The 13,540-nt window shown below is 51.5% G+C and carries 19 protein-coding genes; 3 read left to right on the top strand and 16 right to left on the bottom strand.

Translation table 11 applies throughout. From position 1 onward, the window contains the following. Nucleotides 1-47 precede the first annotated feature (47 nt). From H8A87_RS09295 to H8A87_RS09240, 12 genes are all read right to left on the bottom strand, one after another. Entirely contained in the window at nt 48-314 is a 267-nt protein-coding gene (locus H8A87_RS09295; protein WP_198689685.1) for a putative phage tail assembly chaperone, read from the bottom strand. Between the two features lie 102 nt (nt 315-416). Then, nucleotides 417-809, bottom strand: coding sequence for a hypothetical protein (locus H8A87_RS09290; RefSeq protein ID WP_198689684.1), 393 nt, complete (start codon nt 807-809; stop codon nt 417-419). Next, nucleotides 806-1,144 carry a M15 family metallopeptidase gene (locus H8A87_RS09285; protein ID WP_198689752.1) on the bottom strand — a complete coding sequence of 113 codons (339 nt, stop codon included), beginning with the start codon at nt 1,142-1,144 and terminating at the stop codon, nt 806-808. The genes H8A87_RS09290 and H8A87_RS09285 overlap by 4 nt, the downstream gene beginning before the upstream one ends. Further along, nucleotides 1,141-1,434 (bottom strand): phage holin family protein, encoded by a 294-nt coding sequence (locus H8A87_RS09280; RefSeq protein ID WP_198689683.1) that lies wholly within the window; start codon nt 1,432-1,434, stop codon nt 1,141-1,143. The genes H8A87_RS09285 and H8A87_RS09280 overlap by 4 nt, the downstream gene beginning before the upstream one ends. 11 nt (nt 1,435-1,445) lie before the next feature. Then, nucleotides 1,446-1,901: a DUF2597 family protein gene (locus tag H8A87_RS09275; protein WP_198689682.1), complete on the bottom strand. Its 456-nt coding sequence runs from the start codon at nt 1,899-1,901 to the stop codon at nt 1,446-1,448. After that, the gene (locus tag H8A87_RS09270; protein WP_198689751.1) at nt 1,898-3,022 is read right to left on the bottom strand and encodes a DUF2586 domain-containing protein; all 1,125 of its coding nucleotides are present in this window, start codon (nt 3,020-3,022) and stop codon (nt 1,898-1,900) included. The genes H8A87_RS09275 and H8A87_RS09270 overlap by 4 nt, the downstream gene beginning before the upstream one ends. 20 nt (nt 3,023-3,042) lie before the next feature. Next, on the bottom strand, nt 3,043-3,729 hold the full coding sequence (locus H8A87_RS09265; RefSeq protein ID WP_198689681.1) for a phage virion morphogenesis protein: 687 nt from the start codon (nt 3,727-3,729) through the stop codon (nt 3,043-3,045). Beyond that, on the bottom strand, nt 3,726-4,223 hold the full coding sequence (locus H8A87_RS09260; RefSeq protein WP_198689680.1) for a phage tail protein: 498 nt from the start codon (nt 4,221-4,223) through the stop codon (nt 3,726-3,728). Before H8A87_RS09260 ends, H8A87_RS09265 begins: the two co-directional genes overlap by 4 nt. Then, nucleotides 4,220-4,672: a head completion/stabilization protein gene (locus H8A87_RS09255; protein ID WP_198689750.1), complete on the bottom strand. Its 453-nt coding sequence runs from the start codon at nt 4,670-4,672 to the stop codon at nt 4,220-4,222. The genes H8A87_RS09260 and H8A87_RS09255 overlap by 4 nt, the downstream gene beginning before the upstream one ends. A gap of 104 nt (nt 4,673-4,776) precedes the next feature. Beyond that, on the bottom strand, nt 4,777-5,481 hold the full coding sequence (gene gpM / locus H8A87_RS09250; protein WP_198689679.1) for a phage terminase small subunit: 705 nt from the start codon (nt 5,479-5,481) through the stop codon (nt 4,777-4,779). Then, entirely contained in the window at nt 5,481-6,512 is a 1,032-nt protein-coding gene (locus H8A87_RS09245) for a phage major capsid protein, P2 family (RefSeq protein ID WP_198689678.1), read from the bottom strand. The genes gpM and H8A87_RS09245 overlap by 1 nt, the downstream gene beginning before the upstream one ends. Nucleotides 6,513-6,544: 32 nt before the next feature. Further along, entirely contained in the window at nt 6,545-7,387 is an 843-nt protein-coding gene (locus H8A87_RS09240; protein WP_198689677.1) for a GPO family capsid scaffolding protein, read from the bottom strand. A 178-nt stretch (nt 7,388-7,565) separates the two neighbouring features. On the opposite strand from H8A87_RS09240, the gene H8A87_RS09235 reads away from it, so the two are divergent. Genes H8A87_RS09235 through H8A87_RS09225 form a run of 3 tightly spaced genes read left to right on the top strand, consistent with a single transcriptional unit; the run spans nt 7,566 to nt 10,686 of the window. Further along, complete coding sequence (locus tag H8A87_RS09235; RefSeq protein ID WP_198689676.1) at nt 7,566-9,344, top strand: terminase large subunit domain-containing protein; 1,779 nt, start codon at nt 7,566-7,568, stop codon at nt 9,342-9,344. Further along, entirely contained in the window at nt 9,341-10,369 is a 1,029-nt protein-coding gene (locus tag H8A87_RS09230; protein WP_198689675.1) for a phage portal protein, read from the top strand. Before H8A87_RS09235 ends, H8A87_RS09230 begins: the two co-directional genes overlap by 4 nt. Continuing rightward, nucleotides 10,366-10,686, top strand: a complete 321-nt coding sequence (locus H8A87_RS09225) for an ogr/Delta-like zinc finger family protein (RefSeq protein ID WP_198689674.1) — start codon at nt 10,366-10,368, stop codon at nt 10,684-10,686. The genes H8A87_RS09230 and H8A87_RS09225 overlap by 4 nt, the downstream gene beginning before the upstream one ends. Here the strand turns inward: H8A87_RS09225 and H8A87_RS09220 are convergent. The 4 genes from H8A87_RS09220 to H8A87_RS09205 all read right to left on the bottom strand — a co-directional run bounded on the left by H8A87_RS09220 (nt 10,657) and on the right by H8A87_RS09205 (nt 13,539). Further along, the gene (locus H8A87_RS09220; RefSeq protein WP_198689673.1) at nt 10,657-10,875 is read right to left on the bottom strand and encodes a hypothetical protein; all 219 of its coding nucleotides are present in this window, start codon (nt 10,873-10,875) and stop codon (nt 10,657-10,659) included. The two genes, H8A87_RS09225 and H8A87_RS09220, sit on opposite strands and share 30 nt — an antisense overlap. A gap of 83 nt (nt 10,876-10,958) precedes the next feature. After that, a complete protein-coding gene (locus tag H8A87_RS09215) occupies nt 10,959-11,171 on the bottom strand; it encodes a hypothetical protein (RefSeq protein ID WP_198689672.1) in 213 nt (70 codons plus the stop codon). A gap of 37 nt (nt 11,172-11,208) precedes the next feature. Continuing rightward, complete coding sequence (locus H8A87_RS09210; RefSeq protein WP_198689671.1) at nt 11,209-13,269, bottom strand: replication endonuclease; 2,061 nt, start codon at nt 13,267-13,269, stop codon at nt 11,209-11,211. Continuing rightward, nucleotides 13,270-13,539 (bottom strand): hypothetical protein, encoded by a 270-nt coding sequence (locus H8A87_RS09205; RefSeq protein WP_198689670.1) that lies wholly within the window; start codon nt 13,537-13,539, stop codon nt 13,270-13,272. Nucleotide 13,540: the final 1 nt, after the last annotated feature.

Genomic DNA, 13,540 nt, shown 5'->3' with positions numbered 1-13,540 from the left:
TAATGCCTGTTCGAATACGCTATTATCAATCGCCCTAACCCGCGCATTTAGTTTTTTATTTCGATGTCCAGTTTGGGCGCATATTCTGAATTCACCCGTTCGACAAGCTGCATGGCGGCACCGGGAATTTGCAGGAGTTCGTCCAGCGCCGCTTTTGAGGCAGGCTGCACAATGCGACGCAAATAAGCAACAATGGGGACAATCTTATTATCCATCGTCATATCATTTATCATGCTGTTATAGGCAATAATATTCGGTTCAAAATTAATTTCTTTTTCGCCGATAATTAAGGTAATGATTTTATTTTCTTTCATTTTGTGATTTCCTTTCTTTTATTAATTTCATCCACTAATTGATTATGCCGTGCGGCACACGTTCCATATAAGGTGGAATATGCCATGACAACGTCAACTAAATTATTCCCGGTTGTTCCGGCCAGTTTCGGTAATTTGGCCTGACACCGTGTCAGCAGGTTTTCCTGATAAGGTGCGCTCAATCTGGTCGGCGGTTTGGTTGTACAGCCGGACAAACTCAGGGCTAACGCACACAGCAGTAAAAACAGGCTTAACCACTTCAGTACGAATTTCTCGCGGGGCGGCATGGGCAATTTCCTCCAGTTTGTCTTCCAGTTGGCGGGCGGACGCGCTGGAAACCGCTTGCAATGCGTGGCGGATCTGCTCGCCCGTTTCCGCTGCGGCCTGTGTGATTTTCAACTCCAGACTGTCACGGTAATAGTCATTGACCTGCCAGCCCGCCCCGAACGCCAGTGCCACAATAAGAAAATAGAGCGTCCGTGCCTGAAGCATCATTTCACCCCGTTATGCGCCAGTGAGAAATGATTGCCATCGGGACGCGAGAAACGCCCGCCCCATGTGCCGCCAAGGGATTCCCAATATTCGCCCAGGGGCAGGTAAGTGTCACTGTGGGTCTGGTACTTGCCCTGAATAAACAGATTCAGATCAAGCGCCAAGCGCTGCGTATGCAAACTGTTGGCAATGCCGGTGCCTTTCTTGGCATTCAGTGCCGCCTGCGCCGGCGTGCGGTAGGCTTCACCCAATGTCACCCGGTAGCCGCGTTCGTCTGCCCATAAGATCAATTGGGCGATCAGTACCGCAAATAACTGTTGTTTTTCACTTAACGTCATTTTTTTAACTTCCCTGTCAACAACGCGCTGCCGCGCTTGCGTAACCACACTTCAACTAACTGATACCCGGCAATCCCCAAGGCGCTGCCAATCCCCGTAACCGCAACCGGGCTGATACCCGGCCACCAAATCAGCAACGCCCCGGCCATCACCGACACCGCTGAACCCAGGATAATCCGGCCAATAAACAGCCGTAACGTGATCGGCTCGTTGCCTGTCAGCATTTTGCCCAACGCAATCAGTGCCCCCAATAGCACCAGCGTGACAAAGGTTTTTTCGTGTTCTTCCATGAACCCCATTCTTAGCCAATCAGGCTTTGCGTCAGTTCCGCTTCCAGATAGGGAATGCCATTAATGCGCACAAAGTCGGGTGATGTGACGACAAACTTGACTTTATGGGTCATGACACTGCCGCCTTTTGGGTCAACGTCCAGAATGTCGCTGACGATCAGCTTGCAGCCGTAGGCTTCAACCTTAATCTCTTCCTTGCCTGCCTTGGCGTACCACATCAAATCGACGGGCTGAATGCCCCGCCATGATCCTGCGGCCCGCGCCTTGGCGGTCACAATCTCCAAGTATTTGGTGCTGAGTTCAATTTCCCCTTCGGCCGCCACATCCCCGGCAATATAGCCGTCCGGTACGCCTTGTGTCTGCGCGGCGGCAGTGTTATCGGTAATGGACAAATTGACCTTTTCGGCATGAACCAGATCCCCGTCCATATTAAAATCAATCGACTGCCCTGAAATACGCTGGCTCATGCGGTTTTCTCCAGACTGCTATCCAGCAACAAACTGACTGATATGCCTTTCGGGCATTCGTAAGTGCGGATCGTAATATAAATTTCCACGGTGTTTTTATTGCGCCATGTAATCACGACATCGCCGTCTTTCGGCGATTTCACTTCGCCCGGAAAGGTCACGCCGTTAATCTCGCTACTGCGCGACATCTCACGCAGGGTACGGGCAAAGTACGCCTGATGCGTGGCGATGCTGCCCGGCGTGCTGTTCAGGCTGCGATCGGCAATTTTGGCAATCGCCTGCAAACGCACGCGCCGCGCGACCTTATCGACAATGCGCAAGTTTTCGATGCTCTGGTAGTCGCCGCCTTCCACATCCAGCGTGCGGCCATCCGACCAGTACATGCCGTCATAGTCGGGGTACCACATCGGCACACTGAAACGCAGTTTTTCCAGCGCTTGCAGGGTCGCCAGATCAATGGCTTTCCCTGTACCATCCAGCGGAAAATCAGCCCTGCCCAAATCCATCAGGGCACCTGTCTGCACCCGTGCGGGGCTGTCGGCCACGGTGACGGCACGGTTACACAAGCGCCCGGCCAGTACCCCTGCCTCATTGCCCCACAGGCACGGCACCAGTTGCACCGAGGCCACGGCCTCGCCCTTTTGCAGTTCCGCCAGGCGGGTGACGTAATCCGCCCACGGCTCTTTTGACTGCGGGGCATCCACGGCCAGAATCGCCCACTGCCAGCGGCCAAACTTGGCGATGGTAGTGGCGCGCAGGGTTTGCGCCGCCTTAATAATGTCTTTGCTGGCACCGGGGGTCAGCACATAGCCCTCAACACTGGCGACGGTCTGCGCTACAGTCACCGCCTCGACAAACGCCAGCCCGTCCGCCGATTCGGGCAGGATATGCACATAACCCGACCAGTTTTGTCCGGCGTTAGCCATTGCCGCCAGTACATGACGCTTGAGGGCGGTTTGTGCCGTGCCCAGCACGGTGTCGAAGTCCGTCTGGGTATTGACCGCAATGGTCTTGCCAACATGGGTCTTGCCTGTTCCCACGAACAGCAATACCCGTTCTATCTCCTTGGTTTCGCCTTGCAGTTGGTTAACCTGATTAACCTGAACATGTGGCCACATAATCTAATATCCCTTATCAGGCGCTAAGCGCCGTATCCAATGCCTTGCAACTGGCGTGCCAGCGCCTTGCTGAATTCTTCTTCGTTCATGCCTAAGAATTCGCGGGCGGGTACTTCAACCGACCATGAACTTTTAGGCGCTTTACCACTTAACTTACGGATCTTGTCTCCGGCTTTAATAAAAAGCATGTTTTCCGTAATTTCTTTTACAGTGGGTTTGCGCAGCCTTTTCCCTTTTTTGACCTGATAACCCAGAGAACGCAACTTCTTTGCCTGATGAATCGTTGCCTTGCGGGTCATGTCTATTGTTCGAGCTTCATTACTGTCTGATGCCGATTTTCTGTTAATTTGAATTTTCATTCCCTTTTGCTGCGCATAGCCCACAACCCCCGCAGGTACTGGCCGTTTGCCATTTCGGTAACCGCCGCCTTGCAGGTAAATACGCACCATACCCTTTTCCGGCATTTCACGGATATGTAACAGTTTGGGCAACTTCCTGAGCATCTTCTTGCGCCACGGGCTTTTTCTGGCAGGCCAGCTTTCGCCATCCGGGGAGCGCTGATTTTTGATATTCCGTTTTGCCGCCTGAATGACGCCATATTTTGCGATACGCCATAATAAGCGTTGCCGTTTTTGCGGCGGCAGGTCAAAACGGCTTAAGGCGTTCTGCATTTCCTTAAGCTGGTTGCGATTTAACTGACCGTGGATCATGCCCTATTCCCAATTGCTGCCCCGGTTTCATCCATGCCATGCACCGCGCCTTGTTCAGCAAACCACACCTCAGCCTCAGCCAGTGACCAGCGCTTGCCCTCAAACGGGATCATGCCCTTGGGGTCTTCCCGTATGACCACAGGCTCTGCCAGTGACAGTGACACCACAACAATCGCCGTCTCGCCATCCACCTCCACCGTTAAGGTTGGCCGTTCCTGCTCAACATTAGCATCACTGAGGCTGTCCCCCTGCTCAGTCAGCCAGATATCAATCAACAGCGGAATATTGCGTGGATCACATTCCCGATAGGGGAAACGCCCCCACGCTATCACCGCTTCATATTGCTGGACAAACATCTGGTATTGCCCCAGCCCTAAATCCCGTTGCGCCGGAATAAAGCGAATTTCATCCATTTCGCTGGTAAATTCCGTCTCACAAATCCGTTCCGGCAGGTTCTCCCGCAAAAAGGCGGTTAATTGCTGTAACTGGCTCATATCAGGCGTACCGTTGTGCGTCCGTGCCCTTTCATATTGCGCAGTACCATTGAGGCTTCGGCCAGCAGTCGGTTACGCACCTCCGGGCTTTCCTGTCCCGGATTGGGGGCACGGCTGACCAGTGTCGTGTACTCCCCCAATAAATCGGCCTTTGCCCGGGCATAGACCGCTTTTTTATACTGACTGACCAGCGCGGTATTGCCGTTAATGGTAATGCCCGGCATATCGGCTGCTGTCGGGTAGCCTTTGGCTTGCAAGCGCGATTTCAGGCGTTGCAGATCAAGGTTGATTTCGGCCACCGTTGCCAGCAGGGCATTGGCCAGCATGTCGTTATCCAAGTCGGGCGGCAGCTTGCGATTAACCTGAAATTCCCGCAAATTCAAATCCGGCCAAAATCCATCATTGGTCAGCGGGGCGTCCCGGTAATCCACGGTGTTGCCATTAAACATCATGCCTCTCCTGAGAAAAAAAAGCGGGCTGTCCGGTTTCCACGGCCATCTGCAACATGTTGCGATGCCTCCACCGCGCCCGCTCCGGCTTGCGGTAGTCGTTGTTATTCCATGGATAATGCCCGTATACGGGCGGCAATCCGTTGCCGATAGGTTTTGACCCCGGATTTCGGGTTGCACTGATGCGCCTTTGCCAGCCAGTTATCGGCCTGCTCCAGCACATCCAGCCTCTCCACCTGACTGACCTTAATTTCGGCGTTATCCCCTTTCATCAGGTTTAAGGCAGCAAATTTGTAATATTTGGCCTTAATCTTCTCGTGTATTTGCCATTTTTCAGTGACATTCTGAAATGTCCTTGAAAAATAGGGTTCCACCGGGTTACCCGCTTCGGCTTCTGCCTGTGCCCAGAGTAAAACGGTGTCGGCCACAAACGCCGGAAAGCCACTGCGAAAATGGTCGGGGGTGAGCTGTCCCTGCTCAATGGCAATATCTGCCCAGTCCAACCCGTGGGCAGACTCCCCGATATCAAACAACCAAATCACGCAGTAAACAAAAATCGGGTTGCAGTACACCTCGCCTTCATCCAGATAGCGTTGTGCCGTGGGGAGATAATTGGGCAGCAGTTCCCGCCGTTTCATCTCCACCCGTTCCGCCGTTGTCGTTAACTGGCGCAACCGCTTGACATCCTGCTCAATCGCCCGGGCTTGCAGGTGCATACTTGCACCGTCCGCAATGGCAACCGCTTGCTGCCGTGCCAGTTTCTGGCGCAGTGCAACCGCTGCCCGGTGTCGTTGGGCAGGTGACAGCATTAGTCTGTACCCAGTTTTTCAGTCGGTTCGGCTACTTTGCCAATCGTCACGGCGTTCTCATCATAGGCCGCGTACAATTCCGGCGTTTCAATCGCGTAGCCCTCATTGCGCAGGTATTTGTTTTCGAACTGCTTGCGGTCGTCCACAAATTCCGCCTTACGCTGACGGGTATTGCGCTGGGTCAGAATTTGCAGGTTTGGCAACATGGTGACTACCATACGCTTGCCCGGCATAAACGGCGGCACCATCGCCGGACGGCCAGCAATCGAACTGCCCAGCATCTGCGCGGCAATTTTTTCCGTCGGTTTATCTGCGGCCTGATACAGCCGGTACTGCTCGGCGGCCACCAAATCCGCGCCGACCAAGACCACCAAACGGGGATCATGGCGGAACTGTTGCGGAATGCAGGTGTTCACCAAATCGGACGCCATTGCATCCAGCGATTTAAAATCCCCGTGTTCATCCAGTTTCACGGGTGTGGTGACCACTTGCTTGCCTTTTTCCCAATCTTTGGCAATCTGGTGCCAGCCCCTATTAACATCTTCCCCGTTCGGGTTCTCGTCGGGGTTGGTTGTCTCTGCCACACGCTGACCATTAAAGCCGACGCGCAACATATCGAGCGCAAACGACTCATTGGTAAATGCCTGCATCCGCTGGAAAAACTCTTGTTCACTGCCAGAGTTCGCCCAGATGGACAGCAAGTCCCATTTCAGCGCGGCGCCGGAATCCGTTTCCTGCAACTTATATTCATTGCCATCTACACCCGTAGCACGGATAAAACGGCCGTCTTTCTTACGTCCCGTAAAGAGGCCGGGATTGCCCACCGACACCACCTGGCCGGACAGGTGATCCACATCCGCACAGGTGATCATGCTGAGGAACTCGACCGACTCCAGCAGCGCACTGCGCAGGGCGGTTTCCTTCGGATCACTTAGCGCAAAATAGCGCTCGGTGTCCTCAACGCCGTAGGCTTCGGCCAAGCCCGCCGCATATTGCTGTAAAAACGCCCGTGCCCGATTATTTAATTGCATCGCTCTTCCCTTTGCCTTTTTCCATCATGGAATTACAGGTAATTAAACTTCTTGTCTTTATTGCCTTTTGGGTTACGCGAAGGCAAGCGGGTTACAACAGCATCCAGTTTGCCAAACTTCTTCAGAATATCCGGCAGACTGTCACGTAAACGGGCGAATTCCTCGGTATCCACCACCTCTTTCACGGTTTCGACATCTTCCTGAACGTCTGCAACCTCCTGTTCGGTTGTTTCCTGCTTACCTTCCAGTGCTGCCAGACGGGTTTCTAAATCCGCCAAGGCCTGAGCCAGTGCCTGCAACGCATCATCTTCTGAGGGTTCAGTCGTGGTTTCTTCCGGTTCAGCAATATTAAACCTGCTACGCCATGTCTTCTTAGTGCCTTTAGCCATCCTTTTCCCCTTACTTTCCTTAATTTCCCTAACTTCATCGATAACCAGTGGCTTATACGCCCCGAATCGACGTTGTTTATCCTTTTTATTAAACTGTAGGCGCGTTGTGCCCACACTGGCTGGCGAGTCAGTCACTGCCAGCCCCTCCAGATAGGTTTTGCCTGTACCGCGAAAATTACCACTGGGCGTAAATTCAACGGAGGTAAACACAAGTTGCCCGTCACGGTTGGCCTCTAACAAACGGTGATTGGGTCGTAATCGCGCATATAAGCGTAAAATCCCCTCATCATCCTGTTCAGCCTTGACTTCTAACACTTCCCCCATCGCACCTAACCAGCGTTCATGCTCCGGCCAGATTCGGGCGGTATAAAGTGCAGGGTCGTAAAGTTCAGCCGCATCCAAGAGCCATTGTGGTTCCATGATCCGGCCGTCAACCGTGTCGCCCTCCATGGCAATACATATCCAGTTCGTCATTAACTGAGACATATCGCATCCTTTTCGTTTGCTTCCCACACAGTATTGCGGATTCCATCGGCGGCGGCGAGGGGCGCAATTCGGATGAATTCGGATATCACGCATAACCGAATCAAACCGAATTTGGCCGGACGAAAGCAAGACATTAGCCCTGCATAATAAAGTGATTCAAGACAAGGACGCTTAAGGCATGGCTAAATATTCTGATGAATTAATCAAAGTGGCAAAGTCGCTCTACCTGCGCCGCTATACTCCGGCTGAGATTGCCGAAGAGTTAAATCTGCCCAATCGACGGATCATTTACTACTGGGCGGAAAAATGGCAATGGGCGGATATGCTCAGTCATGAAAGTGTGATTGAGGCGATTAATCGCCGGGCGGCGCTGCTCAGTGAACGCAATAATAAAACCGCACTGGAACTGGACGAACTGGACCGCCTGATTGTCCATCATGTGAAATTGATGGCACAGGAAAATAAGCACCTGGAAAAGCTGGCTGAAATTAAGGCGCGGGCGCAATCGGGCGGTGACGATGTGCCATCCGGTGACGATGAGCCGAAGAAAAAGAAACGCCCGCGTAAAAATGATATTTCGGCACTGACAGAAGAAAATTTCCAGAAGTTTGCTGATGACAACTTATTTGCCTATCAGAAGCATCTTCGTGAAAACAAGCATAAATCGGTACGAAATATCTTAAAATCACGCCAAATCGGGGCAACGTGGTACTTTGCGTTTGAAGCCTTTGAAGATGCGGTGCTGACGGGGAAAAATCAGGTGTTTTTGTCGGCTTCCAAACCGCAGGCACAAGTTTTCCGCTCCTACATCGTTAACTTTGCTGAACAGCTTTTCGGGATCACCTTAACCGGTGAGCATCCCCGCCTGAGCAATGGCGCAGAACTGCGCTTTCTTTCGACCAACAAGAACACCGCCCAATCCTATGGCGGCCACTTATACTGTGATGAATACTTCTGGATACCGGATTTTAAGCGCCTGAACGAAGTGGCCTCCGCAATGGCGACCCATGATCATTGGCGCACCACTTATTTTTCCACGCCCAGCGCCAAAACCCATCCGGCCTACCCGTTCTGGACGGGTGACGAATGGCGCGGCAACGAGGCCAAACGTAAGAATGTAGCATTTCCGACCTTTGATGAAATGCGGAATGGCGGACGGGATTGTCCCGATGGTCAGTGGCGTTATGTCATCACCATGGAAGATGCCATTAAAGGGGGCTTTAATCTGGCCAGCCTCGACCGACTGCGCAACAAATACAATACAGACTCGTTTAACATGCTGTTTATGTGCCAGTTTGTAGATAGTGGCGCATCGGTCTTTAAATATCACCAACTGGAAAAGTGCGGGGTTGAAGTCAACCTGTGGGAAGACCACGACCCCAACGCCTCACGCCCCTTTGGTGAGCGTGAAGTCTGGGGCGGCTTCGACCCTGCCCGCTCTGGTGATACCTCCACCTTTGTGATTGTTGCCCCGCCGCTGATGGCAGTCGAAGCCTTTCGGGTACTCGCCACGTTCTACTGGCAGGGCATGAACTGGAAGCATCAGGCGAAACTGATTGAAGAGTTGTTCAAACGTTACCGCTTTACCCATATCGGCATTGATACCACGGGGATTGGGCACGGGGTCTATGAAATGGTGCAGGACTTTGCCCCGCGCCAGACGCAGGCTATTCACTACAGCCAGCAGAGCAAAAACCAACTGGTAATGAAAATGATTGATGTGGTCAGTGAAAAACGGCTGGAATGGGATCAGGAACAAAAAGAAATTCTGGCTTCATTTCTGGCTATCCGGCACACCACCACGGGCAAAGGCAGCATGACCTTTGTGGCCGACCGTTCGCAGGAAACCGGACACGCTGACGTGTTCTGGGCTATCGCCCATGCCCTGATGAACGAACCGTTAAATTACGAGAAGAAACGCACGTCTAAATATCAATTCCAAAAGGCCGCATCATGAGCAAGAAAACGTTAAGGAAAACCAAGGCGCAACAACCCCAGCCACAGCAACGGAAAATGAGCCTGATCACGCTCGGCAAGCCGGAGCCGATACTCACGACCCAGACCGATTACCAGAAAATCTGGTATGACAATGATTATGATCATTACACGCTGCCGATTGACCGTCTGGCACTGGCACAACTGACCAATATGAACGGGCAGCATGGCGGCGTTCTCTATGCCCGCCACAATATGATTGCCTCCGATTACCTCGGCGGCGGCCTGAGCCATGAACAATTCAAGGCGGCCATGATGAACTTCCTGATTTTCGGCGATGTCGCCATCCTGAAAGTGTGCAACTTCTGGGGCGATGTGGTGAGACTGGACGTGTTGCCCTCACTCTACCTGCGCCGCCGTAAGGACGGGGATTTTGTGGTGTTGCAGGAGGGTGAACCCTTGGTTTACACCCCAGAAGAGGTCATTTTTATCAAGCAGTATGATCCCCAGCAGCAGGTTTACGGCCTGCCGGATTATATCGGCGGTATCCATGCCGCCCTGCTGAACTCGGAAGCCACGATATTCCGCCGCCGCTATTACCACAATGGTGCCCACACGGGCGGTATCATCTACACCAACGACCCGAATATCTCCGATGAAACCGAAGAAGAAATTATCTGGAAGCTGCAACAAAGCAAGGGGATCGGTAACTTTGATACCCTGTTTGTGAATATTCCCAATGGCGACCCGGACGGCATCAAGTTTATTCCGGTCGGGGATATTTCCGCCAATGATGAGTTTGCCAATGTCAAAAGCATCAGTTCGCAGGATGTGCTGACCGCCCACCGATTCCCGGCCGGACTGGCGGGCATTATCCCGACCAATGTCGGCGGATTGGGTGATCCGGAAAAAGCCCGTGATGCCTATCGCAAGGATGAAGTGATCCCCGTGCAAAATATGTTCATGAATGCGATAAACCACCGTGATGTGCCAGAAATATCACACCTCCGTTTCAAACAAGATAACGCCATTTCGGGTGCAGAATGAGCAAAAAAATGGTAAAATCGAAGAAATTCGACACTTTTGGAATGAGGAATATGCGCGTATTAAAAATAATCTGCCCGGAGTGCGGCGCTAAGGCCGTCATTCGCAAAACCAACCGGATGCACCGCGAAATTGCGGATATTTATTGTTCCTGTGCGGATGTTGAATGCGGCCATACGTTTGTGATGAAGTTAACCTTTTCACACACTATCAGCCCCAGCGCGAAAACCGGCGATATCCTGTTGCAGACTGTGATCAATAACCTCAATCCGCAACAGCGCCAATACGCCTTAGATTTGTTGCAGGGCAGTGCCGCCTAATGTCAACCGTGAGCCACTATTGAGTGGCTTTTCTATGACCAGTTCCCCTTTAATTTGTTCCACCATTTCGCCAACCCAATATAACGCTACCTGCCTGTCCCGATCATTACAATCAACCGAACCCCCAACTTTAGCAATTAATTCAATACGTTCCAAAAGAACAAATTTATCCAAAGAATCAAACATCATAGCTCCATCATTTATAATACTGTATGCATGAACAGCCAATAATATAATTAGCAATCAGATTAATTTCATTAAGAAATAGTAAGTTATGTGATTAATGTAGTATTTTCAGATATTTCCTGCAAAATACCCGCCTGACGGCCTTTAAGTTCACCCTTATTTTCTTTATTATTCATACTGATACGGGATATTCCACTTAATCTATTCAGCAGCAATTTTGTTCTTTCTGTATACGTCGGTTTCGCTTTGACAATTTGCCCAAACATCGATAAGCGATAGCGCTGACCCTCTACCGTCATGCTGCTCCCCCTGATTAATGCCTGCGCTAAACCATCACTAATCTCTAATCTCCAAGTCCTGCGAATTAGCCGATTTATGCACCCGTTTTACCTGTTCTGGCTCACTGAGTTGGAGCCAACCGTGATAAAACTCATCCAGACACAGGTCACTTTCTTGTATCGCTTTATTGATTGTACTGTGTGCCACCGTACAGTTATTGACAGAACTCCTAGGCGGTGCGGACGCACCGCTAAAACCTGCCTCCGCTGACGCTTCGGCTAACTTCGGCACAATCTTCCAGCTCTTCAACCGGGTTAAGACAGGGGTATCCATCCCGACAAAAGGCGAGAAAACCCCCTTAATCCGGATCACGTCTTCCCCGTGGGCGTTCGTTTCCTGCTCCGTTTCATACCACAGGCGGGCAACCAAATCGTCACGGCGAACAAAAGGCCCACCCTGTGCATTGATATAATTTGCCCAGTCCCCGTTATCCGCAGCATCATGCACGGCGGCGAACTCCACACTTAAACCGATGGCTGTCTCATGATCGGCCATGCGGCGCAACTCACGGTAAACCGTCACCGGCGCACCGCCGACAAACTGAAACTGGCGAATGCGCCAACGCGCCGCCCAAGCACTGGCCGCGATAGCGGCATCTTTAACAGGACGGCCACTTTCATCATCCATCTCGTCATCCATCGTGTAGCCATCAATATTTTTAGAAATGTATTTCGCCACATAGCCAGTTGCTGACCCTTTCTCCGGATCAATCTTCTCAGCATGAAACCGGGCTTTCAGGGCTTTTGCTGTCCGCAGTTCGTGGCGGTCTTCCTGCAAGGCATAGTCACGGATAATGTCGCGTACCTGATCCGCCTGTTCTGGCTGCATAAAAAACAGCATATGCCAGTGCGGAGTACCATCATGATGCGGTTCAGCCACGCGGATACCAAAGATACGCAAATTATTACGGTGTAATTTAGCCCTGATTTTTGCCCAGACACCGCTTAAATACTTCTGGGTGTCTGCCGGGCTGCTACCGTCCCACTTGCGGTTGCGGTGTCCGTGCCGAGTTGTGGCGTGATATTTAGACGGGGCGGTTAACGTGTAAAATTCAGCGACGTAACCCAGTTCATTGCAGATATTTTCAAAGCCCCGAATGCGCACCATCATTTCGGTACGGCGGATCGCCGGGTTCGCCACGCTGCCATAATATTTATCAATCAGGCTGATGCGGTTCCCTTCTTCATCTTCCAGCTCCATCGACTTGATAAATTCTTTGGTGCGGTGCTTTTGCTCTTTCCATTCGGCAATGGTCATTTTGCTGGCGTAGATACTGGCTGGCTTACTGACGCGATTGATGGATATCTGCAAATGCTCGCGCCACTCAGACGCCAGACGACGCAAACGGCCTAACCACCATTTATCCGAGGTCATACGGGAAATGGCCGCGATAGCCTCCGTTTCAGCAAAAAAGCGTCCAGTCAGCTTATCCCAATGAGGCGCAGCCTGACGATAGGCTTGAGTGATCGCCGCCGCGCGCACATATAGGACATGCGCCCTTTTCAGATCACTTTCTTCCGGCCTCTCATCCGCGACTGCCTGCAACTCCTGAAGAATAAATTGAGCAATATCATTCGCCAATAATTCGATATCTTCCCTTTTCATATCAGGAATGCGGTTAAACCGTGCCATATAAAGCGTGTTATCCGCCTCAATTTCTTGGATCTGGTAACGCTCGGTCACCAAATTGACGCGGGGTAAGATGCGATCGACGAATGTCTTAGACAAAAAAGCCTCGGCACGGGGAGTCCCTTGCTCCTTTTCTAAGACACTCGCTTTGTACTGAACATCAAGGCGGACAATGGCAGGTTGCTTACTGAGTAATTGCTGGGCATGGGCACGCGCCTTGATCTCTTTTGCAATGGCGCGGCGTTCTTCTTCCTTCTGGTATTGCTCGGCATAAGTCGGGAACGGCCTTGCTATCGGCTGGATGGGTTTATCCCACGGCAGAGAAACGCACGCAGCCAGAGCTGCGTTTTGTGGCATCTCTGGCTGGAATTTGCTGCGTTGGCGGCGCGGTTTGGATTGTGCGCCGCCGTTTTCTGGTACGGGGTTCATTCACCCACCCTGCACTGAGAAAAAATCAACAGGATTGATTTTCTCAAAGAAAACAAGATATAAACCGGGGTAACGGTATTCAACTCGTTCGACTCTGACTAATACATTTCTTCCTGTATATTTATTCCTTGGGTAGTTGTATTCACGAATAACTAAAATATCGTCAGGCTGACTGTCAAAATATTCCCGATCACTAACACCGACTTTATTAATTTCTACGACGTCATCAAATACTGATATGCACAAATTAATATTATGGACTCGTTCCATC

Source organism: Xenorhabdus lircayensis (assembly GCF_016306625.1).
Taxonomy (GTDB): domain Bacteria; phylum Pseudomonadota; class Gammaproteobacteria; order Enterobacterales; family Enterobacteriaceae; genus Xenorhabdus; species Xenorhabdus lircayensis.
The sequence above is the reverse complement of the archived record's forward strand: the minus strand, read 5'-3'. Positions and strand labels throughout refer to the sequence as shown.